The sequence below is a fragment of the Lysinibacillus sphaericus genome, from assembly GCF_000600105.1.
GTDB classification, from domain to species: domain Bacteria; phylum Bacillota; class Bacilli; order Bacillales_A; family Planococcaceae; genus Lysinibacillus; species Lysinibacillus sphaericus.
This window is the reverse complement of record NZ_CP006837.1, coordinates 2,237,321-2,261,594: the sequence shown is the minus strand read 5'-3', so window position 1 is coordinate 2,261,594 and position 24,274 is coordinate 2,237,321. Positions and strand designations below refer to the sequence as shown.

24 protein-coding genes are annotated in these 24,274 nt (G+C 37.4%); 20 read left to right on the top strand and 4 right to left on the bottom strand.

What is annotated here, in order from left to right; all coding sequences use genetic code 11:
- The first annotated feature begins 44 nt into the window (after positions 1-44).
- Positions 45-1,325 (top strand): MFS transporter, encoded by a 1,281-nt coding sequence (locus T479_RS10490; protein ID WP_025219507.1) that lies wholly within the window; start codon positions 45-47, stop codon positions 1,323-1,325.
- 424 nt (positions 1,326-1,749) lie between these two features.
- Here the strand turns inward: T479_RS10490 and T479_RS10485 are convergent, their stop codons facing one another.
- Complete coding sequence (locus tag T479_RS10485) at positions 1,750-1,965, bottom strand: gamma-type small acid-soluble spore protein (protein WP_024361713.1); 216 nt, start codon at positions 1,963-1,965, stop codon at positions 1,750-1,752.
- A 65-nt stretch (positions 1,966-2,030) separates the two neighbouring features.
- Positions 2,031-2,783, bottom strand: a complete 753-nt coding sequence (locus T479_RS10480) for a class I SAM-dependent methyltransferase (protein WP_025219506.1) — start codon at positions 2,781-2,783, stop codon at positions 2,031-2,033.
- A 326-nt stretch (positions 2,784-3,109) separates the two neighbouring features.
- On the opposite strand from T479_RS10480, the gene T479_RS10475 reads away from it, so the two are divergent.
- The 15 genes from T479_RS10475 to adhP all read left to right on the top strand — a co-directional run bounded on the left by T479_RS10475 (position 3,110) and on the right by adhP (position 18,773).
- On the top strand, positions 3,110-3,634 hold the full coding sequence (locus T479_RS10475) for a pyridoxamine 5'-phosphate oxidase family protein (protein ID WP_038509643.1): 525 nt from the start codon (positions 3,110-3,112) through the stop codon (positions 3,632-3,634).
- 481 nt (positions 3,635-4,115) lie between these two features.
- On the top strand, positions 4,116-5,333 hold the full coding sequence (locus T479_RS10470; protein ID WP_025219505.1) for a benzoate/H(+) symporter BenE family transporter: 1,218 nt from the start codon (positions 4,116-4,118) through the stop codon (positions 5,331-5,333).
- A 181-nt stretch (positions 5,334-5,514) separates the two neighbouring features.
- A complete protein-coding gene (gene hemL / locus T479_RS10465) occupies positions 5,515-6,807 on the top strand; it encodes a glutamate-1-semialdehyde 2,1-aminomutase (protein ID WP_025219504.1) in 1,293 nt (430 codons plus the stop codon).
- A 99-nt stretch (positions 6,808-6,906) separates the two neighbouring features.
- Positions 6,907-8,337 carry a MocR-like pyridoxine biosynthesis transcription factor PdxR gene (gene pdxR, locus T479_RS10460; RefSeq protein WP_025219503.1) on the top strand — a complete coding sequence of 477 codons (1,431 nt, stop codon included), beginning with the start codon at positions 6,907-6,909 and terminating at the stop codon, positions 8,335-8,337.
- A gap of 344 nt (positions 8,338-8,681) precedes the next feature.
- Complete coding sequence (locus T479_RS10455) at positions 8,682-9,008, top strand: ArsR/SmtB family transcription factor (protein WP_024361718.1); 327 nt, start codon at positions 8,682-8,684, stop codon at positions 9,006-9,008.
- Positions 9,001-10,059, top strand: coding sequence for an ACR3 family arsenite efflux transporter (arsB, locus tag T479_RS10450; protein WP_024361719.1), 1,059 nt, complete (start codon positions 9,001-9,003; stop codon positions 10,057-10,059). The genes T479_RS10455 and arsB overlap by 8 nt, the downstream gene beginning before the upstream one ends.
- Before the next feature lie 13 nt (positions 10,060-10,072).
- Positions 10,073-10,489 carry an arsenate reductase (thioredoxin) gene (gene arsC / locus T479_RS10445; protein ID WP_025219502.1) on the top strand — a complete coding sequence of 139 codons (417 nt, stop codon included), beginning with the start codon at positions 10,073-10,075 and terminating at the stop codon, positions 10,487-10,489.
- Positions 10,490-10,493: 4 nt separating this feature from the next.
- Positions 10,494-10,853 (top strand): arsenite efflux transporter metallochaperone ArsD, encoded by a 360-nt coding sequence (gene arsD, locus T479_RS10440; RefSeq protein ID WP_025219501.1) that lies wholly within the window; start codon positions 10,494-10,496, stop codon positions 10,851-10,853.
- A 1-nt stretch (position 10,854) separates the two neighbouring features.
- A complete protein-coding gene (gene arsA, locus T479_RS10435) occupies positions 10,855-12,624 on the top strand; it encodes an arsenical pump-driving ATPase (RefSeq protein ID WP_025219500.1) in 1,770 nt (589 codons plus the stop codon).
- Positions 12,621-12,902 carry a Fe-S cluster assembly protein HesB gene (locus tag T479_RS10430; RefSeq protein ID WP_024361723.1) on the top strand — a complete coding sequence of 94 codons (282 nt, stop codon included), beginning with the start codon at positions 12,621-12,623 and terminating at the stop codon, positions 12,900-12,902. Before arsA ends, T479_RS10430 begins: the two co-directional genes overlap by 4 nt.
- Before the next feature lie 109 nt (positions 12,903-13,011).
- Positions 13,012-14,367, top strand: a complete 1,356-nt coding sequence (locus tag T479_RS10425) for an NAD(P)-binding domain-containing protein (protein ID WP_025219499.1) — start codon at positions 13,012-13,014, stop codon at positions 14,365-14,367.
- A gap of 285 nt (positions 14,368-14,652) precedes the next feature.
- A complete protein-coding gene (locus tag T479_RS10420) occupies positions 14,653-15,795 on the top strand; it encodes an MFS transporter (protein ID WP_038509638.1) in 1,143 nt (380 codons plus the stop codon).
- Positions 15,796-16,045: 250 nt separating this feature from the next.
- Positions 16,046-16,795: a glycosyltransferase gene (locus T479_RS10415; RefSeq protein ID WP_024361725.1), complete on the top strand. Its 750-nt coding sequence runs from the start codon at positions 16,046-16,048 to the stop codon at positions 16,793-16,795.
- A 137-nt stretch (positions 16,796-16,932) separates the two neighbouring features.
- Positions 16,933-17,445 carry a DinB family protein gene (locus tag T479_RS10410; protein ID WP_025219498.1) on the top strand — a complete coding sequence of 171 codons (513 nt, stop codon included), beginning with the start codon at positions 16,933-16,935 and terminating at the stop codon, positions 17,443-17,445.
- Positions 17,446-17,756: 311 nt separating this feature from the next.
- Positions 17,757-18,773: an alcohol dehydrogenase AdhP gene (gene adhP, locus T479_RS10405; protein WP_024361727.1), complete on the top strand. Its 1,017-nt coding sequence runs from the start codon at positions 17,757-17,759 to the stop codon at positions 18,771-18,773.
- A gap of 192 nt (positions 18,774-18,965) precedes the next feature.
- Here the strand turns inward: adhP and T479_RS10400 are convergent, their stop codons facing one another.
- Both T479_RS10400 and T479_RS10395 read right to left on the bottom strand, forming a co-directional pair.
- Entirely contained in the window at positions 18,966-19,586 is a 621-nt protein-coding gene (locus T479_RS10400; protein ID WP_024361728.1) for a class I SAM-dependent methyltransferase, read from the bottom strand.
- A gap of 317 nt (positions 19,587-19,903) precedes the next feature.
- Positions 19,904-20,815 (bottom strand): DNA-3-methyladenine glycosylase family protein, encoded by a 912-nt coding sequence (locus tag T479_RS10395; protein ID WP_025219497.1) that lies wholly within the window; start codon positions 20,813-20,815, stop codon positions 19,904-19,906.
- A gap of 178 nt (positions 20,816-20,993) precedes the next feature.
- Here T479_RS10395 and T479_RS10390 point away from each other — a divergent pair, with 178 nt between their 5' ends.
- The 4 genes from T479_RS10390 to T479_RS10375 all read left to right on the top strand — a co-directional run bounded on the left by T479_RS10390 (position 20,994) and on the right by T479_RS10375 (position 23,778).
- Positions 20,994-21,707, top strand: coding sequence for a 2OG-Fe(II) oxygenase (locus T479_RS10390; protein ID WP_025219496.1), 714 nt, complete (start codon positions 20,994-20,996; stop codon positions 21,705-21,707).
- 86 nt (positions 21,708-21,793) lie between these two features.
- Complete coding sequence (locus T479_RS10385) at positions 21,794-22,420, top strand: bifunctional transcriptional activator/DNA repair enzyme AdaA (protein WP_025219495.1); 627 nt, start codon at positions 21,794-21,796, stop codon at positions 22,418-22,420.
- Complete coding sequence (locus tag T479_RS10380) at positions 22,404-22,937, top strand: methylated-DNA--[protein]-cysteine S-methyltransferase (protein WP_025219494.1); 534 nt, start codon at positions 22,404-22,406, stop codon at positions 22,935-22,937. The genes T479_RS10385 and T479_RS10380 overlap by 17 nt, the downstream gene beginning before the upstream one ends.
- Positions 22,938-22,959: 22 nt before the next feature.
- On the top strand, positions 22,960-23,778 hold the full coding sequence (locus T479_RS10375) for an SPL family radical SAM protein (protein WP_025219493.1): 819 nt from the start codon (positions 22,960-22,962) through the stop codon (positions 23,776-23,778).
- Positions 23,779-24,274 lie beyond the last annotated feature (496 nt).

Genomic DNA, 24,274 nt, shown 5'->3' with positions numbered 1-24,274 from the left:
GAAAATATAATCCGTAGAACAAGAAAAATGAAATGGGGACGAGTATGCCACAACGGAATAATGGGCTATTTTATGGCTGGTATATTGTTTTAACGAGCTTCTTGATTATGTTTTCGGCATTTTCGATTGTCAATTCTCTTCACAGTTTATTTCTTGTACCGGTAACAACAGAATTAGGCTTAACGAGGACAACGTTTTCGATTGTTCTATCAGTAGGAGGTCTAGGTGTCGCCATCGCTTCTCCCTTTATGGGCAAGCTACTTGCAAATGGCAATATGAAGTTAATCATGTCTGTCTGCGTAATTCTTGCAGGGTGCGGCTTTATGTTATATTCTCTCGCACAATCGGCCGTTTATTTTGCCGTCATTGCCTTTTGTATCGGGATATGTGTTGCTGGATTTTCGAATATTCCTATTTCCATCATGCTAACGAATTGGTTTTATGAGAAAAAAGGGCTAGCTATGGGATTAGCATTTGCAGGTTCAGGCATTGGAACAGCTGCACTTAGCCCGATTTTAACCATGCTCATTTCAAATTTTGGCTGGAGAACAACTTATATTATTGCTGGGGTGCTAATTATAGTAATCTCACTGCCATTAATCTTATTTTTCACAAAGAAAAGTCCTGCTGAAAAAGGGACGATTGCGCTTGGGGCCAATCGTGTAGAAATCGCACAGGCAAATACGGAACAATCCGGTGTCACGTTAGCACAGGCAAAGAGATCGGGCATATTTTGGTTATTTATTTTCGGTGTCATCTGCTTTGCACTTGTTGCAGGTGGCGTACAAATGCATATACCCGCTTATTTAATAGATATTGGCCATCCAGCGCTATTTGCAGGAACAATTTTCGGGCTTTTATCTTTATCCAATACCGTTGGCAAGCTTATTCTTGGTGCTATTTTTGATAAGTTTAGAACAACCGGAGGCATTCTTTTTGTAGGCAGTTGTATGACGATCGCGATGGTGTCACTGCTGCTGGCAAACGCGAAGAGTTTTGCGTTCGTATTTGCTATCGCTTACGGTTTCAGTATTGTTATTGCGACAATTGGCCCTCCATTTATGACAGATGATTTATTCGGCAAAAAAGATTTTGGAGCTATTTTCGGTGTTGTCCAAATATTCTTCGTAGCAACGAGTTCACTTGGTGTTATTGTTTCCGGTCTTATCTATGATCTTACACAAAGTTACAAAGTAGCATGGTTCATATTTTTAGGCTTATTTATACTAAGTATGTTTTGTATTCTAATAGCAAATGGTATGAAAAAGAAAAAGCACTCAACTGTTGAAGAAATGGCTATAGAAGAAAGTATGGAAGGTATTTGATTACGGTTAACTTTAATGAAGAGAGATTGCTCCATTTAAAATAAGTAGTCAATTTACTTATTTTGTTCCAAGGGGGGAACTCTCTTTTTAGTGTGCATGTACTTCTTACAGAGGAGCAACTTTGAGCTTTCTAAAAAATAAATATCGAACTATTTTTATATAAACATTCATTAAAGTTCGTCTTTCAAACTAAGAAATGCACTTTGTTCAGCGGCTGGACAGATGGGATGTGCACTAAAATACGAACATTTAAAAGAATTGACTCATTTAGGTATGTAGAAAAGACAGAAAATTGTAGCCTACTCGTAATAGACTTCGGTAGAAAAAATTGCTGGAATTAATGCAAGAAGCGGTGGTAGCCGAGTAATAACAAGTTCGGGAATAGAAAAACCGGCAAACAAAGATTGCCGGCAAGAGATGATGATTATTTTGAATTGTTTTCGTTTGCAAAACGACCAGAAGCAAATTTTTTATTTGCTTCTGCTTGTTGGATTTGTTGTTTAATTTGATTTATGTCCATTTCATTTCCAAATTCTACATCCATTGCATTCGCTGAACCAGAAGCTTGTAATTTGTTCGCTTCTGCTTGTTGAATTTGCTGCTTTACTTGATTAACATCAGTTTTATTTTGATTGTTCATTAAAAATCACCTCCTGACATTAGTTTGTACAGAAGGTGATAATCTATCCTTTATTTTTTAGTTACTTACATTTTGGTGAGTATTTGTTTTTTGGCTCTTATAATTAAAAACGAAGGTCGCCGAAATTCTCTGTTTAAATTTTGTAAATTACTTACTGCATCTTTAGTTGGTATTGGCTCCACCATTTTTTCGATTTGTAAGCCATGTTCAATAAGTGTATTTACAATAGTTGATAGTGTACGGTGATATTTCACAACATTGTCAACTAACCAATGTTGCGTACGTAAGCCTTCCAATTGATAATTATCTATTGCAAAATAGAGTAAGTTTCCTTCTGCAGTGGTTATCCAATTGTCTTTTCCCATATTAGCACTTACAATCGGATGCTCTATTGAAAATAACAACACTCCACCTTCACATAACGCGGTACTAATCTTTTTTATAAGTAACTGAAAGTCTGCAATATAGTGAAAAGCTAAAGAACTTCCTATAAAATCAATGGTTTCCGCAGGCACTGTCATCTCTTCAAATGCAACCTGTTCAAAAAATAGATTGTCATGAACATGATGCTTTTTTGCATGCGCAATCATGTTGGAAGAAATATCAATTCCTGTAACGTATTTTGCACCGAGCTTAAGACAATAAGCTGCAAAATCTCCTACACCACATCCGATATCTAATACGATTTTATTTTTAAGTGACGGTAGTAATGCCAAAAAATTGGGTTGTTCCAATAAAATATTATAATTATGTTCTCGTGCTCGTATTTCTTGATATTTTCTAAAGAACGTATTGTTATCATATATATTCTGTTTCATTTTACCCTTCTATTCATCACAACGTTATGAAGTATTTGCGCAAACTCATTATCACACGCACTATCTAAAATAAATAGACTTATATTTCATTTTTTGTTAGGATGTAGATAGAGGCATGTCTTCTTTACTAAATCTATAAAAACATATGGAAAGGCAGAAATCCACATTGATTTCTGCCTTTTATTATTCCCTTATCCAATGGATAGTTGTTGCAATGACCTTCTACATTCGTCAAATTGGATTGTTTCATCACTATAATTTTGGACGTTTTTATTCCATCCAAACGTTGATAAGATTACATAATACTACAAGTAGGAGGGATATCAATGGTTGAGGTACGTTACAAAGTAAGAGAAGTATTAGATCAAAACAAAATTGATATATTTTTGAAGCAAGCTCGAATTGGGTATCTGGGAATGGCTGACGGTCATTTGCCTTATGTTGTTCCACTTAATTTTGTTTGGACAAATGGGCTGCTGTATTTCCACGGAGCTACTGGCGGAAGACGCAATCAAGTTATGGATGAAAATCAGGAAGTCTGCTTTACAGTATGTGAAGAATATGGAACGATTACTGATCCAGTGCCCGCAAAGACGGACACTGCGTATATGAGTGTTATCGTTTTTGGGAAGGCTCAACCCATCACAGATTTGGATGAAGCTACACATATGTTGCAAGAGATGCTAAATAAATATGTGCCTGGTTATTATAATCGTCCTTTATCTGAGCAACATGTGGACAAATATCGATCAGCCGTTTTCGGTGGTCCAGTTCAAGTTTATCGGATTGATCCACAACAAATGACCGCGAAAGAAAATCCAATTGAAGTAGGGAAAATGTTTAAAAGTTAAAAACATGTTTCGTACACTATATTTAATAATCCATTTAAACGCCACTTCCTATATCCCATAGGTAAGTGGTCTTTTTGATTTAACGAAAACGAGCCGTGCTATTCATGAAATACAATCATCCGAAGTAGTGAATGATCAACATTTATGGACTGGTGAAAATGGTGTTTTTGGATGTTTTATTACAGTCCGTTATTCGTTATGCTAAGAGCGTTCATTTTAATAAAACTAACAAAAGAGGGCAGAGCAATGAAGTATCTAACTGAACAATTACCTCTATTTGAAACATTACATATAAAAGACCTAATGATGGCATTGGAAAGTCTAATACACAAATAATAGCAAATCCCCGATGTATGGAATGGACATTCTGACAGGTAAGAATCACTGGAGTTTTCAAATTTGGTTTTAAAGAATGAACGCTATTTTTATGAGTAGAGAGAAAGTGTTTGACCACTATTGGAATGAAAGGTAGGGAAAGTGTATGAATACAACATCCGTTTCACTGCGTTTGCGTGATTTGCTATCACCCACCATAGCTGCTTTTATATCTGTGTTAGTAAACTATGGAGGTACTTTTATCTTGGTGTTTCAGGCTGCCAAGGTTGCTGGCCTGAGTCCTGAAATGACTGCTTCATGGATATGGTCGATTTCCATCGGTGTGGGAGTAACTGGTATTTGGTTAAGTTATCGATACCGCGAACCGATTATTACAGCTTGGTCAACACCAGGTGTGGCATTTCTTGTTTCCGCTTTGGCGGTCACTTCTTATCCTGAAGCAATTGGCGCATATATTATATCTGCTGTAGCATTTGTTTTTTTAGGATTATCTGGAATGTTCGAACGTTTTGTCCAGCTTATTCCACCAGGCATTGCTTCAGGGCTTTTAGCAGGTATTTTATTGCAGTTTGGTATTTCGGCCTTTGGTGGTGCGAAAGTTGATCCTTTACTTGTAATTGTCCTATTTACTGCGTATATCCTATTAAGAAGATTTACATCTCGCTATGCAATTGTCGGTATCTTAGTAATTGGATTGATTTATTTGATAAGTATGGGCAAGGTAGATTTCAGCAATGTCGAATTGGCTATTGCTTCTCCAGTATTTGTTGTTCCAGCGTTTTCTCTTCATGCCTTATTAGGGGTTGCTTTGCCGCTTTTTATTATTACTTTGACGGGACAATATATGCCAGGAATGTTAGTGTTGCGAAATGATGGATTTAAAACGAGTGCGAATCCGATTTTAATTGTAACAGGATTGGGTTCGCTCCTAACAGCACCATTTGGATCACATGCGTTTAACATTGCCGCAATTACAGCCGCAATTTGTACTGGAAAAGACGCTCATGAAGATTCAACGAAACGCTATATTGCAGGTATTGTCTGTGGTATTTTTTATATAATTGTTGGAATTTTTGGGGTAACATTGGCTGCATTGTTTTTAATTCTTCCTGCAACGTTTATTGCCACATTAGCTGGATTAGCATTGCTCGGTACAATTGGTAGTAGCCTTGCTAATGCTTTAACAAACCCGAACGGACGCGAAATTGCCCTCATTACTTTTTTGGCAACTGCCGCAAATGTTACATTACTTGGCGTAGGAGGGGCATTTTGGGGCCTTGTAGCTGGTTTAGCAGCACATTTATTAATTAATGTTCCATTTCTTAAAAAACCACAAAATATGAATGGGATACCACAAAAATAGTTTCATGTGAAAACTAAGTACATGTAACGTGACAAGTTTTAAAAAGCAAAATATTGGAGTCTTGTTTGTAGAAAAAAGGGGACAGTTGTTACAGAGATGTTTAAATAGAAAACGAATCAATTGATCCTCTAGATGAGCATATAGCTAATAGTTTTCTCTAATATGAAAGGTGGTTTTTAAAATCAATACACAGCAATCGACAGAAGCATTCGAAATAGCAAAACAACTAATGCCTGGTGGTGTAAACAGTCCAGTAAGAGCATTTAAATCCGTTGGAATCGATCCTATTTTTATTAGTCATGGAATCGGGTCAGAAATATATGATATTGATGGGAATAGGTATATAGATTATATCCTTTCTTGGGGACCATTAATTCATGGACATGCAGATAAAGATGTTGCGAGTGCATTACTCGAAGCAATAAAAAAGGGGACAAGTTTTGGATTGCCCACTTTGCAAGAAAATAAGCTAGCACAATTAATCACTACTCGGATTCCCTCCATAGAGAAGATTAGAATGGTTAACTCTGGTACAGAGGCAACAATGAGTGCCATTCGGCTAGCTAGAGGTTTTACAGGCAAAAACATAATTGTTAAATTTGAAGGAAACTATCACGGACACAGTGACCATCTATTAGTAAAAGCTGGTTCAGGCATAGCAACATTAGGCCTTCCAGATTGTCCAGGTGTACCGTTAGAAATCACAAAAAACACTTTATCCGTTCCGTATAACGATATTGAAGCACTTTATAGTGTATTTAATACATTTGGTTCAGAAATTGCAGCAGTGATTGTAGAACCATTTGCTGGTAATATGGCTGGCATACCTGCTGACCCCGAATTTCTTCAAGCTATACGTTTGTTCACTACAAAATATGGGGCGCTATTTATTCTTGATGAGGTAATGACGGGTTTTCGTATTGATTACCACTCAGCTCAAGGGCTTTATAACATTCAGCCTGACTTAACTTGCTTAGGGAAGATAATCGGTGGCGGGATGCCCGTTGGCGCATATGGTGGCAAAAAAGAAATTATGAATCTAATTGCACCGGAAGGGAATATTTATCAAGCTGGCACTTTATCGGGTAATCCAATCGCGATGGTAGCCGGTTATACTACAATAAATAAATTAACCTCTGATAGTTACAACTATATTGAAGAACTATCAGACAGACTAATTCAAGGATTAAAAACAGTAGCCCGTAAATCGAATATAGCACTGATGACAACTAAAGCTGGAACAATGATTGGATTGTCCTTTACAGATAATCCTTTACAAAATTTTGATGATGCACGCAAAATAGACTCAGAGATGTTTCGGCGTTTCTATGTCGAAATGCTAAAACAAGGGATCCTTTTACCCCCATCGCAATATGAAAGCATCTTTTTATCGACTGCTCATTCAATACATGATATTGATGAAACAATTCATGCTGCAGATGTAGCTTTTCAACGAATGTCATCGTTTCTTTAGAAAATATTTTAACCATCTTAAATACTGGGTGCGTCATAACAACTATAATGATGATGAACTGTATTAATGTTCGCATCATTTAACTGGAAGTGAATGAAAATGTTAAAAATAAACCGAGAAGATAAAATTCCGATATGGCAGCAGTTGCTTGATCAGGCTATTCACCATATAACAACAGGAAAATGGCCACCAGGTGAATTACTTCCTCCATCTCGAGAGCTTGCCTTATTAGTCGGCGTTTCACGCTCAACAATACAAATTGTTTATGAGGAATTATTTAGTCGAGGCTATACCGTTACTAATTGGCGTGGGGGAACAAGGGTAAGTGATTGGGGATTGAAAGCCAACTCAGCAGAAGAAACTACTCCTTATGGACCATCTACGCCAGCATTACCTTTATTAAACGCGGCAGTTGATGAATTAAACAGTTGGTTTGGAGGCGCCGAAAATCGAAACGTAGAAATCGATTTTTGTCCTCATGAGCCTTATTTGGACGAACATTTCCAAAAAAATTGGAGACAATCTTTTTTACAGGCTTCATCCGAAGCAGATTTGACCACTTGGGGTTATGGCAACCCCTATGGTTTTACTCCGCTCCGTGAACAGATTCAACGTTATTTAACATTTGAAAGAGGTGTTCATGTAGATATTGACCAAATCATTTTAACTTCTGGTGCACAGCATAGCATTGATCTTATTGCGCAAGCACTGTTAACGGAAGGAGAAACGGTTTCTGTTGAAGATCCTGGATTCCCCGCTGCCTGGACGACCATGCAATATCGACGGATGAATGTCGTTTCCGTACCGGTTGATAACTATGGAATACAAGTAAATCGTATTCATCCGCAAAGCAAGCTTACTTTTGTTACGCCTTCTCACCAATGTGCAGTTGGTGTGATTATGTCTGAACCACGTAGACAACAGTTGCTCCAAAAGTCAGCGCAAGAGCAATTTTGGATAGTAGAAGATGATTATGATGGTGAATTTAGGTACCGTGGAGGTCCACTTCCTACTTTGTTCAGCCAACAACCACAGAATACATTGTATATGATGAGTTTTTCCAAAATGGTGGCGCCTGGCATACGCATTTCGGCAGTGATTGGGCCAAAGAATGCCATTCGTCAGCTTGCTCAAGTACAAGCCTTAACCTATCGACATCTGCCGATAATGGAACAACTAACGCTTAGTCATTTTATTGAACACGGTCATTTTATGCGTCATATGAGGAGAGCAAGAAATGTTTATCGACGCAGACATGAAGCGATGACCAAGGCCATCATGGCAACTGGACTAGCTGACCGTTTTAAACTAAGTGGCATTGAAACAGGCTTGCATATGCTTCTTGAAGCTGAAGAATCGTTTGATGAAGAGGCTATGACAAACCTAGCGCTCGAAAAAGGAATTCGTGTATATCCACTTAGTAAGTATTGTTTGGAAACGAATCGAAAAGGATGGGTACTGGGATTTGCTAAAATGGATGAGAGCGCAATTGAAGAAGGCATTAACCGCCTTGCCAAGATACTTTTATAATCGAATAATACTATTAGGTTTTAACGTCAAGCCCATGAGGAGCAAACTTTTAGGCGACCATAGCGTTGCCAAGGGCATAGCCAACGATAAAAGTCGATGCCTTCAGTATCTAATGCGAAAAGAGGGAGGGGCATTCTAACATTGGCTCTCTTGATTTTCACCATTAACAATCGATTTATGAAGATATGCAAGTTTTTTTCATATCATGTATTTAACTGTTGTATTTCAAAACATAAAATCATAATATAAGAATATAGTTATATATAGTTAAAATCACCTTTTACTCAAGGTGATTTTATTTACAATAATATATAAGCAAATGATTATATAAGGAGGGCAAATAAATGGATTATATGCTAATTGAAAAACAATTAAAGGCAGCAGCAGATTTGAATCGCATGAAATTACTTGCGTGTATGAAAAATGGAGAGGTATGTGTTTGTGATTTTGTAGAGGTTCTAGGCATTTCACAACCAGCCGTTAGTCAGCATCTACGAAAATTAAAGGAGGCAGGTATTATTACAGAACGAAAAGTAGGGACTTGGAAACATTATCGTTTAGTAGAGGAACAAACGCCACTGATGAAGGGGATTTTAGAGCATATTCAGCCTTTAACTGGGTGCAACTGTGGCACAAATGGCTGCCATGTAGGGGGAACTGATAGTGAGTAATGAGTCTTTAACGAAACAGCTGTCTTTTTTAGATCGTTACCTTACTCTTTGGATATTTGTTGCCATGGGGCTAGGTGTCGTATTCAGTATCACAATGCCCAATATTGGAGAATCGTTAGAGTCCATGTCTCTTGGTACAACGTCCATACCGATTGCCATAGGTTTAATTGTTATGTTGTACCCACCATTAGCGAAAGTAAAGTATGAGGAAATGTGGCGAGTGTTTAAAGATTGGAAAGTGCTTTTACTATCCCTTTTTCAAAACTGGTTACTTGGACCATTCTTAATGTTCTTTTTAGCCATCATCTTCTTGCGCGATTATCCAGAGTACATGGCTGGACTCATTATGATTGGCTTGGCTCGCTGTATTGCCATGGTCATTGTGTGGAATGATCTAGCACGTGGAGATCGTGAATATGTAGCTGGCTTAGTTGCCTTTAACTCGATTTTTCAAATCTTAACGTATTCGATTTTTGCATACTTTTTCTTAAATGTATTACCTGGTTGGTTTGGTTTAGAGAATTTCAATGTTTCCATCTCCATGTGGGAAATTACAAAAAGCGTACTTATTTACTTAGGTATCCCATTTGCGGCAGGGTTCCTGACACGATGGATTGGGATTCAAACAAAAGGAAAACAGTGGTATGAGGAAAAATTCTTACCGAAAATTTCTCCACTTACTTTAATTGCACTTTTATTTACGATTGTTATGATGTTTGCTTTAAAAGGTGAGCAATTGGTTGAACTGCCACTTGATGTTGTACGAATTGCTATTCCATTATTTATTTACTTTGTCGTGATGTTTGCTGTTTCATTTTTCTCTTCCCGTAAAGCTGGCGCATCTTATCCGGTTACAGCTGCTCTTTCTTTTACAGCGGCAAGTAATAACTTTGAGTTAGCGATTGCGGTAGCAGTTGGTGTGTTTGGTCTTCATAGTGGCGTAGCATTTGCGGCAGTTATAGGCCCCCTTGTAGAAGTACCCGTTCTCATAGGACTTGTATGGGTTGCTTTACGTTGGCAGAAAAAATACTTTAAAACGATTAAATTATAAGGAGCAAACACTTATGACTAACACACTTTATTTCTTATGTACAGGGAACTCATGCCGTAGTCAAATGGCTGAAGGATGGGCTAAAAAATTGTTACCTACTAATTGGACTGTGAAAAGTGCTGGGATTGAGGCTCATGGCGTAAATCCAAATGCCATTAAAGCAATGGAGGAGGTAGGGATTGATATTTCAAATCATACATCTTATTTAATTGATTTTAAGACATTAAACAATGCCACATTAGTTGTGACGTTATGCGGGGATGCCGCTGATAAATGTCCGATGACGCCTCCGCATATTCGCCGTGAGCATTGGGGATTTGAAGATCCAGCGAAAGCAACAGGTACAGATGAGGACAAATGGACTGTCTTCCAAAATGTACGCGATGCTATAGGACAACGTATTGAAAAATTTGTAGGCGAGGAGCTGTAGTAAATTGAAAAAAATTCATATCTATGAGCCAGCCATGTGCTGTTCAACAGGCTTATGTGGCCCTTCTATAGAACCAGAATTATTACGTATGTCGTTTATAATGAATAATTTAAAAAATACAAACATTGAAGCTGTAAGATTTAATCTCACGAACGATCCAAATGCTTTTATAGAAAATGAAGCAATCAATCAACTTTTAATGGCACAAGGAATGGATGCCTTGCCTGCAACGTTTGTTGATGGGGAGTTACTTTGTAAAGGGATATATCCCACTAATGAGCAATTTTCACAGTGGTCAGGGCTTTCAGAAGAAAACTTACTACAAAAGCCAAAAGTACGCTTGTCACTAAAAGGAGATGCGTAAAATGGAACGCTTTACAAGAAGTCATTTCCCTGACACCCCATTTTTGTTTTTTACAGGGAAGGGGGGCGTTGGGAAAACGTCTGTTGCTTGTGCCCTATCAATAGCCATTGCAAATAAAGGGAAAAAGGTACTTTTAATTAGTACAGATCCCGCATCTAACTTACAAGATATTTTTGGTCAAACGCTTTCGAATAGTCCAACAAAAATTGAAGGCATAGACAATCTATTTGCGATAAATTTAGACCCTGAACAAGCAGCACAACATTACAAAGAACGAATGGTCGGTCCGTACCGTGGAAAACTACCTGATGTGGTCATTCAAAATATGGAGGAGCAACTTTCGGGGGCTTGTACAGTTGAAATTGCTGCTTTTAATGAATTCGCAACACTATTGACTGATACTTCAGTGATTGGAAATTTTGACACTGTCGTGTTTGATACAGCACCAACAGGTCATACATTACGCTTATTACAACTACCTTCTGCATGGTCTACATTTCTAGATGAAAATACGACTGGCACTTCATGTTTAGGTCCTTTAAAAGGGTTAGAACCACAACGTGAAGTCTATAAAAAGGCTGTTCATCGTTTAAAAGATGCGAATCAAACAACGTTAATGATAGTGACACGCCCTGAAGAAAACCCTTTAAAAGAAGCCGCTCGTGCTTCTAACGAGTTGTATGAAATTGGTATTCAAAATCAGACGTTATTAATTAATGGCTATATGCGTAATGTCAATTCTACTGATTGTACAGAAGAAGCATTCATTGCACGTCAATCGGATGCATTAGCCAGAATTCCAAAAGAACTAAATCGATTTGAACATTTCTACTTACCGTTTGTACCGTACTCATTATCAAGTATGGAATGTTTGCAAGCATGGATGACTAATCAGAAAATTTCACATACACATGCATCAAACGAAGAAATTAAGATTCCAGAAGTCGAGGAAATGATTGCTGATTATTTAGAACGTAAACCAAAATTGATTTTTACAATGGGTAAAGGTGGGGTTGGTAAAACTACGATTGCTTCTTATATTGCCTTACGCTTAGCCGAAGAAGGTATTCCTGTACATTTAACTACAACAGACCCTGCTGCGCATTTAAATTGGACATTTGGAAACGAACAAGTCAAAAATTTAACGATAAGTCGAATAGATCCGAAAGAAGAAGTTGCAAATTATGAAGCTGAAGTGCTGGCAAAGGCAAGTGAAACAATGAACGAAGAAGGTTTAGCGTTTGTGAAGGAAGATTTAGCTTCTCCCTGTACCGAGGAAATTGCAGTATTTCGTGCATTTGCAAATGTGGTAGAAAATCATCAAGATGAGGTCATTGTTATTGATACAGCACCAACAGGGCATACGTTACTTTTACTAGATGCAACAGAAGCTTATCATCGCGAAATAAGCCGTTCACAAGGGGATATTCCTCCAGCTGTTTCTAACCTGTTACCAAGGTTGCGTGACGCTTCTTATACCAGTGTTGCCATTGTAACACTTCCTGAAGCAACACCTGTTTATGAAGCGACACGCTTACAGGAAGATTTACAGCGTGCTGGATTATCTGTTGATTGGTGGGTTGTCAATCAAACCTTTTCTTCAATCCATACAACAAGTGCCATATTAATTCAAAAACAACAAGCAGAAACAAAATGGCTGAATGCAGTACAATCCATCAGCAACAATCAATTCGTAGCCATTCCATGGATAAAAACACCACCAGTCGGAACAAAAGGCTTACATGAACTAAAAGGAGAGAAAATCAAATGAAAATGAGTCCAGAAGGCAAACATTATTTAGAACAGGTAATAGCTGATTCGGAGGTTAAAACACTTCGTTTCTTTGGTATTGCAGGCTGCTGTGGGGTTAATTTAGGTGTAGGCTTAGAAGCACCAGCAGCAGAAGATACTATTCAAACAATCGAAGGTATCCAAGTCGCAATCCATCCTGATATTGCACCACAATTAACAGATGTAACAATCCATGCCGAAGAAGAGAATGGTGAACTTGGTTTAGTATTGGAAGGATATTCTCCGACCTCTTGCTAATTAAAAGCCGACAGGAATAGGGGCTACAAAAGTTTGCTTATGTTACAAAGCAAAAAATATCTTTTATATAAGTAATTACTTATGTAAATGACTAAAAAGGAGAAGTAAGATGAACACGCTAAATGTAATGAAACAAAATACATCTTGTTGCACCCCTGCAAAGAGCATTGAAATTCAACAGATTAATCCCAATGCCAATAAAAATTTACCCGTCGTAATAATTGGCGCAGGTCCAATTGGTTTAGCTGCTGCTGCTCATTTAGTGGCACAAAAACAAGCCTTTATTGTACTAGAGGCAGGGCATGAAATAGCACATAATATGCGTAGTTGGGGGCATATTACGTTATTTTCTCCATGGCGTTATAACATCAATAAAGCAGCCAAAGCTTTATTAGAAACCTCCGATTGGGTAGAACCTAATTTAGATACATTACCAACAGGAAATGAATTAATTGATCTCTATTTAAAACCTTTGACTGAGTTAGTACAAATAAAGCCTAACATTCAATTGAACGCAAAAGTAGTGGGTATTTCACGACAATTTAATGATAAGATGAAGACGAAAAATCGACTAGAACAACCCTTTACTATTTATGTTGAACGAGAGAATGACATTCATATCATTGCGGCAAGAGCTGTTATTGATGCAACTGGTACATGGGGAAATCCAAATCCGGCGAATTCTACAGGTGTTTGGCTACAAAATGAAAAAGCATTAGCAAATCACATTGAGTATGGTATTCCTGATATAAATTCAAATGCTAAGAGATATGCAAATAAGAAGATTGCTGTTATTGGTGGTGGCCATTCAGCGATTAATACCTTATTGACACTTGCGGCACTACAAGAAGATAATCCTGCAACAAAATTAGTATGGATAATGCGGAAAAAATCTGTAGAAGAAGCCTATGGTGGTGAGGAAAAAGATGCATTAGCTGCACGAGGCGCACTGGGAATACGTATTCACGAATTAGTTGAGACAGGTAAGGTTGAGGTCGTTACACCTTTCTATATCTCACAGTTGCGTCAAGATGAGAACATCCAAATTATTGGTACTATTAACGGGGAAACAAAAGTATTAACAGGATTTGAAGAGCTAATTGTTAACGCAGGTAATCGACCTGATTTTACGATTAACAGCGAACTACGCCTTTCTATTGATGCAGCAACAGAAAGTGTGCAAGCATTGGCGCCTTTAATTGACCCGAATGAGCATAGTTGTGGAACAGTAAGAGCGCATGGAGAAGAAATACTGAGACAACCAGAAAAAGACTTCTATATTGTCGGTGCTAAAAGCTATGGTCGCGCACCAACATTTTTAATGGCAACAGGTTATGAACAAGTCCGTTCCATAACGGCATACTTATGTGGTGATACAGAAGCTTCAAAACGTGTGGAATTAGAGTTACCTGAAACAGGTGTATGTAGTGCTCAACTTGGTCAACCATCCAATACGTGTTGTTAAAAAATTGACTGTTAGCGAAAGCTAGCAGTCTTTTGCACTAGTATTAATTCCTATTGTGCAAGTTGCTGGAACCGTCTTCGGAATCCTATGTTGACGAAAAATAATGGCATAAATATAATTGACAACCAATAATGCAAAATGGTATTTTTGTTTAAGAAATTTTTAATTGAATAAGGCGACATGACTTTGGATGTCATGTTAGCGAATTGACAAAGAAAATGTTTTAATGCAGCGCCTCCTAAACTGGGGGCGCTGCTTTTTGTATTTTTTTAGAGGAGTGAAATGATGGATAAAAGAATTTACCTATTATCGACGATTGCCTTTATAGTTGGTCTAGTTGAATTAGTAATTGGAGGGTTGCTTCCACTGATTGCGGAAGATTTAAAGATTTCGTATGGCAAAGTAGGAATGTTAATCTCCATGTTTTCATTAAGTTTTGCCATATCAGGCCCTATTTTATTATCTTTAACCTCAAAGATGGAGCGCAAAAGATTATTTCTCATTGTTTTGTTTATTTTCTTTGTCTCGAATATGATCATTGTGTTGAGTGATATGTATACTGTTCTTTTGGCTGCTAGAATATTATCAGCTATGTGTGCGTCGCTTCTTGTTTCGTTATGTATCACCATCGCTTCTCAAATAAGCGATGATGCATATACAGCAAGAGCAATCGGCCTTGTATTAATGGGGGTTAGTGCTTCCCTGGTGTTTGGTGTTCCGTTTAGTTTATGGTTAGGTAGCGAATTAGGTTGGCGGGCCCCATTTCTATTTATTGCTATTTTGACATTATTGCTTATGTTAATTGTATTTTTTGCATTGGGGAAAATCGAGCCAAAGAAGAAGTTACCTTTAAAAGCACAAGTAAAGGCGTTAAAGGAACGAAAGATTTTACTTATTCATTCAATTTCCATCATATTTTTTACAGGGCATATGACTTTGTATGCATACTTAACACCATTTCTTCAGTCAACGCTACATTTGTCAGAGAAGTCTCTTAGCCTAATGTATTTAATCATTGGTATATTCTCCATATGCGGAAGTTTATTAGGTGGATATTTTACTGATCGTATTAGTGCAAAACGAACAATTTTCTCCGTACTATCCTTATTTACACTAACGATTGTTGCGATACCGTTCTTAAAATTTTCCGTCGTGCTGTTCGTTGGGGCAATATTATTATGGAGTTTACTAAGTTGGTCACTACAACCTGCGATTCAAAGTTATATTGTTTCTTCTGCATCGACTACATCAGATATCCATCAAAGTTTAAATAATTCTAGTGCCCATATTGGTATGGCATTAGGCTCCACGATAGGGGGCATAACCATTGACGCATATACTGCTGAAATAAATGCGATAATCGGTGGCACAATTGCCTGTATCGCATTGATAGTGGCCATACTAACCTTTAAATGGCAAAGAAACTAAATAAATATATGGTCAATTTTTGTCCAATTAAGCCTAAAGGATTAATACAATAAATAGAAAATATATCATATATTTGTAAAATAGATTAAAATAAAACTAGCCCCGTAACATTGCAGGCTAGTTTTATTTTGATTGTATGAAAGAAGAACTAAAGCACCATAAGTCAGTTAGGCATTTTCACATTTTCATTTGAATATATTTAAGTAATAGCTAATATGAATAGATTAAATATAATGGTGAGGGAGATTGGATGGACACTTCGACAAATACGCATCAAGAGGATGTAATCATTTCTATTATTATACCCGCCCATAATGAAGAAAAGTACATTGGAAAATGTTTAGAATCCATTTCAAAAGCGTCAAAATTACTTCAAAATCAAGTTGAAATCATTGTTGTGCTAAATCGCTGTACAGACAAAACGGAAGAAATTGCAAAATCTTATAATTGTATTACAGTAAACAATGACGATAAAAACCTTTCTAAAATTAGAAACACAGGCGTTGAAAGAGCTAGGGGCGAAATCATCGTAACGATAGATGCAGATACACAGATGAATGAGCATATGCTTACAAAGGTAGTACAAAACTTGAGCTCGGGAAAGTATATTGGCGGAGGAGTTACAGGGAAATTTGAAAGAATGTCTTTAGGGATTTTCGTTTCAACTATGTTATTAATAGGACCTTTACTTTTTAAATATGGCGCCATATCCGTGGGGATTTTTTGGTGCTACAAAGAGGATTTTAAGTCCATTAACGGATTTAATGAAGCCATGCTTATGGCGGAAGATGCTGATTTTGCCAAACGCTTAAAAGTGTGGGGAAAAAAGAAAGGAAAAAAATACGGAACAATTCAAAATGGTATGATAACTTCCAGCCGAAAGTTTGATAAACACGGAGACTGGGTGTTACTTAAACGTCCGAAATTAATTTTAGCTTATCTGAAAGGAACAGATAAACAATATGCAGATGAAGCCTATTATGAAAATCATGATCGATAATCTATCAAGTTGAGGGAAAAATAAAGATTCTGATTGTCAAGCAGCTATTAAAATTTACAGAGACGTTAATCGAAGCAGGATTAACGCTTTTTTTATTGAAATTATTTATTTATAGCTAAAAGAGAGGGGCAACAGATATGAGTAAACAATTAATCATCGGCGACGTAACGCAAGAACTAGCTTCTACACGTCGCATATTGGAACGCTTACCCGAGGAGCATATGTCATGGCGACCACATGATAAATCAATGACCCTCGGTGGACTAGCCACACATCTAATCAATCTGCTAAACTGGCAAATCACAATTATTCAGCACACGGAGTTGGATCTTTCAACAGTACCACTTCGACGAGAAGCAATAGAAAAACAATCTGACATTCTAGAAGAATTTGACGCCAACGTCTCCAAACTCGATAAGTTGCTTGCCGAATGTGACGACAAAGCGCTCGGCGATGAATGGACACTTCGCCATGGCCAGCATATTATTCGCCAAGAGCCGCGAGCACTTGCGTTACGTACTTTTGGAATTAGTCATATGGTTCACCACCGTGCACAACTGGGCGTATACTTACGCCTTCTTGATATTGCGGTGCCAGGCTTTTATGGACCATCAGCCGATGAAGAAGCCCCATTACGTAACTTGGTGTAAGGTTGTAAAGTTGAAAGAGTTGCATAATGCAGCTCTTTTTTCATTTTCTGTAGGCTGATTACTACTAAAAGGCTTTTGGGCGAGGTTTTTTTAAAATCATCCTACAGCTTTCGATTTATTTAATTTTAAAAATATTCTATTTATTTAAAATAATAGTATTTTTCTATGAGGGTAGACTCATTTTTTATGAATCGTCCTAAAATAATTGAATTCAATTAAAATCCTTTATAAAATGAAAGCGAATTCACACTTTAGTGCATGCACGCTTGTTAATTAAAATGATTTCTTACATTTAAGGAGGCATGTTAATTATGATAGCAGCAGTTGTAACGAAAGACAAAAAAGTAAGTGTAGAGGAGAAGCAACTAAGACCATTAAAACATGGTGAAGCATTAGTACAAACAGAATTTTGTGGTGTTTGTCATACGGATCTACATGTCAAAAATGCAGATTTCGGTGATGTTACAGGGATTGTATTAGGTCATGAGGGTATTGGTAAAGTGATTGAAGTTGCAGAAGGGGTTACGTCACTAAAAGTTGGTGACCGAGTATCTATTGCTTGGATGTATGAGAGTTGCGGACACTGTGAATATTGTACGACAGGTCGTGAAACACTTTGTCGCGATGTTAAAAATGCAGGGTATACAGTAGATGGTGCTATGGCCGAGCAAGTGATTGTATCAGCTGATTATGCAGTTAAGGTTCCAGCTAATTTAGATCCAGCCGCCGCTTCTTCTGTCACTTGTGCAGGTGTGACAACTTACAAGGCTGTGAAAGTGTCAAATATCCGTCCAGGACAATGGATTGGGATATTTGGTATTGGTGGTCTCGGCAACTTAGCTGTGCAGTATGCTAAACATGTTTATGGTGCAAACGTTGTGGCGTTCGATATTAATGATGAGAAGCTAGCATTTGCTAAAGAGGTAGGGGCAGATGCTATTGTCAATTTATTAAATGAAGACCCAATTGCTAAAGCGAAAGAACTGACGAATGGGAAAGGCTTAGATGCAACTGTGGTTACAGCTGTAGCTAAAACACCGTTCAATCAAGCGATTGATGTGGTAAAAGCAGGCGCACGAGTAGTAGCAGTTGGTTTACCTGTAGATAAAATGGATTTAGATATCCCTCGTTTAGTACTGGATGGCATCCAAGTGATTGGTACATTAGTAGGTACACGCCAAGACTTACAAGAAGCATTCCAATTTGCTGCAGAAGGTAAGGTAGTGCCGAAAGTAACATTGCGAAAAATCGAAGAAATTAACGAGATTATGGAAGAGATGGAACAAGGTAAAATAACAGGACGTATGGTAATTGACTTTACAAATTAATAGCTTGTTATCTATTAATTTATAAATAACTAAACTAGGCACTTCCGCTACAAAGGAGGTGCCTTTCTTTTATCTTTACAAATACCTGTGTTTTTTAGTGAAAGGAAGCAATTGACTTTCATCTAGATTCATATTTTTTATGCACAAAGGCGTTTCTAAGTTAATTGAATTAGAAAATTGCTTCTGTCATAGTTACTTAATTTTCATAACTTCAATATATCTATACATTCCTTTTAACATAACAGGGTCATCCTTTATAATTTTAAGCCTTTGTTTTTGTTGGCTAAACATTTCCTCAAAACTTCGACCAATATCAGTACCTAATAGGCTTATAAAGGGCCTTAACAGCTTTTTGGTTACAGTTATTCGTTGATGTTTAGCAGCAAATTTATCAAAAATTAGTATTTTTCCATTCAGCTTTAAAACGCGAATCATTTCTTCAAAGCATTTATGTTCATCAGGCACGACAGAAAGAATTAAACTCGCCACAATATAGTCAAATGATTCATCTTCAAAAGTCATTGTTTGCGCATCCATTTCGATAAATTGGATAGCAGAGTGCTCGAATTTACTTTTAGCGATAGCTAACATATCAGGCGAATAATCAATGGCTGTAATATCATAATTCATAAAGTCAATGTATTCTAAATCAGCTCCAGTACCGATCCCAACAAATAAGATTTTCTGCTTGCTTTGAAAAGGGACTTGTTGAAAAATCTTTTTTCTCGTCTTCAAAAAAACACCAGTATTAAAAAATCTATCATAGAAAGAAGAGCCCACTTTGTAGACAATCTTATTCCACTTATTATTCAATCGGTCATCCCATCTTTCATCCATAAAATTAAAGGAAAGTCATTTTAAATTGCTTAAGGAAGGTAACTCCGTACAGCGCAAGCATTGTCACTAAATATTCCTTGTATACTAAACTATAGCTTCGAACATATCCTCCTTAGACATCTAGAGCTAGCGACATAGGTGTCTAATAAAGTGGGATGAACACACAGATTCCAGCTATTTATTACAGAAAAAAATTGAAGACAATCTACCTTGACTTCAGTCTGAAACCAGTAATAACAACGATGCCTCCTACTTACATATGACAAAGACATTTAACTATAATCAGAACGTTATCAGTATAGAACACGCCATAAATAAAAGGTAGCGTATGATTCCCAATTTTTCCAGTTGACTGATAGTGCTAAAATTTCATCTTTTGTAGGCTTTTGCGTCATATTACGTAATACTTTTATCGAATTAATCAGACCGACATCATCAATTGGAAAAGCTGTTTGGAATCTCAGGCAGCGCATCAGCACGTAATTGGCTGTCCATGGACCGATGCCGCGTATTTGAATTAAGCTTTTTTCGGCATCTTTAAAGTTCATTGCCAGTAATTTTTCCTTCAATAATGTACCATTTTCCATCAATTTGGCAATACCAATGATATATTCACTTTTTTTTGCCGTCATTTTGATATCTGCTAGGTCGGATGGTGTTAACTGTGCAATGCGCTCGTACGTTGGGAACACCCAATATTTTTTACCTCTCCATTCGATAAAATCGCCAAAGCTTTCTACAAATTGTTTCTTTAAGGAGTAAGCAAAGGCTAAATTAATTTGTTGCCCTATAACGCCCCAGCATAAAGCTTCAAATAAATGAGGAATGCCGACTACACGCAATCCATAAAATTTTCGGGCGGGCATTTCAAGTAATGGGTCTGTAGTTGCCATGTCGTAAAATGGCGTTAAATCGTTCTCAAGGTCAAACCATTCATAAATATAGTGTACAATTTGTTGTCGTATCCGCTTATCATTCGGTCTAGAATCATTTAGGAATTGAACAATCATTTGGTTATGTTGGCTTACGCTAATCTGCACTAAGGAGCGCATTTCTCCTATCGCAATAACCTTTGTAATAACATTGTTCTCAACTTCATACAGACATTCATTTTTTTCTCGTAATAGATAGTTTAGATTTGCATTCATATCGAAATGGTTAGGTAATGGAATGACCATCTCATCATTATTTTCATGCCATCTCACTTTTGCATTCTCCTCTACAAACTTATTATTAGGAAACATACACGATTAAAATTTACTTTACCATATCATAATCGAGACGAATTTTGTTATCTTGCTATTACATTCTAAACACCTTATGTTTTTCTACTGATGCGGTTATAGTGTTAGTTATCAAGAATGCGAATAGGAGGGTGTAACAATGGTTCAAGATATTAAAACAAGAGTGGAAAACTTAGATTGGGACACCATTCAAAATGAATTAGATGCACAAGGGTTTGCAAAGCTTCCAGTGATTTTAACAAAGGCGGAATGTGAATTTCTAAAAGCGTTGTATCTTGAGAAAGAGCCGTACAGAACAACAATCAATATGAAACGCTATCGCTTTGGCCATGGGGAGTACAAATACTTTTCCTATCCACTACCTGATATCGTCCAAAGTTTAAGAGAGGTCTTCTATGTAGAATTGTCAAAAACAGCGAATCGTTGGTTGGGGTATTTACGAAAAACAGCACAGTTTCCCAACAACCTTCAAGATTTTTTGACCATCTGTAAAGAAAATGAGCAAACAAGACCAACACCTTTACTATTAAAGTATGAAACAGGGGGCTTTAATTGTTTGCATCAAGATTTATACGGCGATATATTTTTCCCATTTCAAGTAGTCTTTGTCTTAAATCAACGTGAAAAAGACTTTTGCGGTGGAGAATCGCTATTAGTGGAACAAATTCCTCGTGCTCAAAGTAGAGGACATGTTATTACTTTAGCTCAAGGCAGTGCGCTCATTTTCCCTACGAACTATAGAGTTGTTCTTGGTCAAAAAGGGTATTACAAAAATAAGGTTCGTCACGGAGTAAGTACAGTTACTTTAGGGGAACGTTTTGGTCTTGGAATCATTTTTCATGATGCGACATAAAAACTACTTCAATATCTTGCTATTCTATTTCAAGCGTCTTACATTGGGAATTTCTAAGGAGTATAGTGTAAAGAGAGGTGAGCGTAATGCTAGATAGGTTCAATCACGCGTGTCATGATAAAACTTCAAATGATATGGAACAGATAACAGATGAAAAGTGGCAAGCAATAATAAATAATGATCCAACGTATAATCATCAATTTTTCTATGCTGTCAAATCAACAGGGATCTTCTGTAAACCATCTTGTAAATCGCGCGTCCCTAAAAAAGAAAATGTCTGTATTTTTCAAAACGCAGAACAAGCTCTACGCGCAAATTTCCGGCCTTGTAAACGTTGCAAGCCAACTAATGAAAAATTACCTGATAGCGAATGGGTCGAGCTAATTACTGCCTACATTGATAAAAATTACACAGAAAAATTAACCCTAGAATCGTTAGCTACAATTTGCCATGGGAGTCCCTATCATATGCATCGCACATTTAAAAAAATTAAGGGTATAACACCGGTTGAGTATATACAACGAGTTCGCGTACATGAGGCTAAACAATTATTAATGCAAACAAATAAAGCCATCGGAGATATCGCCATCTGTGTAGGAATGATGAATACGCCTTATTTTATTACGTTATTTAAAAAGAAAACTGGATTGACACCAGCACAATTTCGACAAATGCATATAACTGGAGGAAAAGATAGTGGTAACAAACAATAAAACAACGCTCTATTGGGCTTTACTAACATTTGAAGATTGGCATTTTTATATTGCTTCCACTTCTAAAGGGTTAGTGTATGTAAGTTCACAGAACAGCGCATTCAAGGAGTTAATCGAATGGGCCAAGAAGCGCTTTCCAGGAAGTCCACTAATTGAAGATAATAAAAAGCTAGAACCCTATATGGTTGAATTGATTCAATACCTACAAGGAAAGCGAAAAACATTTACTATGCCATTTGATTATGTAGGGACACCATTTCAGATAGCAGTGTGGAATGCACTTTGTGACATTCCTTATGGACAGACGAAATCCTATTCAGAAATTGCCAATGCTATTAATAAACCAGCAGCTGTGCGCGCGGTTGGCACAGCGATTGGAGCCAATCCAGTATTAATTACTGTACCGTGCCATCGGGTAATTGGCAAGAATGGCTCATTAACAGGCTATCGAGGAGGATTAGAAATGAAAACACAGCTCCTAGAGTTAGAAAAGGGAACTTCAACTAGCTACGAGTAATTATGAATGGAGGGGGACGGTGATGAAAAGTGAATTATTCTATAAAAATCCAAAAACGATTCTGAATAAAGGAACTGGTTTTCTTGCTGGCTATACGCATTCACTAAATCCTTATACAGGCTGTTCATTTGGGTGCTCCTATTGTTATGTACGAGCAATGCCTGTGGCACTTTTTCGAGATGGTGAATGGGGCAATTGGGTCGATATAAAAAACGGAGCTGCAAATTTATTAAAAAAGGAGCTTCAGCGCGCCAAAGCTAAAGGAAATGTGACCATTTTTATGTCATCAAGTACAGATCCTTATCAGCCAATCGAGCATAAGGAAAAAGTGACAAGGTCCTTACTAGAAGTGATGGTCGCAGATCCCCCAGACTTCCTTTTAGTGCAAACTAGAAGCCCTCTTGTAAGCCGTGATATTGATTTGCTACAGCAATTTAAAGAGAAAGTTCGAGTAAGTGTAACGATTGAGACAGATTCCGAAACAATACGTAAACATTTTACGCCAGATGCACCACCAATTCAGGCGCGTTTTAAGACATTAGAAACATTAGCAGCCAACGGAATCCCGACCCAAGTGGCTATAGCCCCCATTTTACCAAGTGGGGAATATTTTCCTGAGAAATTGAAACCATTCGTCGATCGAATATGTTTGGATGACTACTTTTTAGGAGATGGCAGTGGAGGAAATCGCACAAGAAAACTTGGCATGGAGGAGAAATATGCCCAACTTGGTTTAGAAGATTGGTACGGACCACATGTAATTAATAATGTCTATAATCGATTTATTAAAATCTTTCCAGAAAGTGATGTTTATCTAAGTCAAGCAGGATTTGAGCCGTAAAAGTAATAGCACATTGGCTATCACAAATGGAGCTTTGCAAATAACGGAACGACCATTACAAGCATCCTTGCTGAATTTTACATAAACGATGCTTGTGCGCTGTGAGAGCTATCGAGATGGGCAACTGTATGTGTGGTTGAATCTCGATATGTTTTACAGTGTAATTTTTATGGGAAAATCCGTAAAAGCAATGTGTAATAATCTACCCTAATATAATTACTTTTGTCACAATTTTCTAGTTATCGAAAGTATGGAAATGGGTCCAAGCGGATTGTGGAGCATCATATAGTGCATTAAAAGGGGCTGGGACATAAGAGAAAAAGTGTTAGATTGCCATCAATCTAACACTTTTTTGCTATGCCGTTGTTGTCCGCTACGGCGGTGCTTTCCGCGGGCACACCGTAAGCCGCACCCCTCGCTAACGCGCGGTCTGTTGCGTCTAACATTATGTGCTGTTCCCGCTGGAGTCACTGCCTTCGCTACCAACAACTAGTGA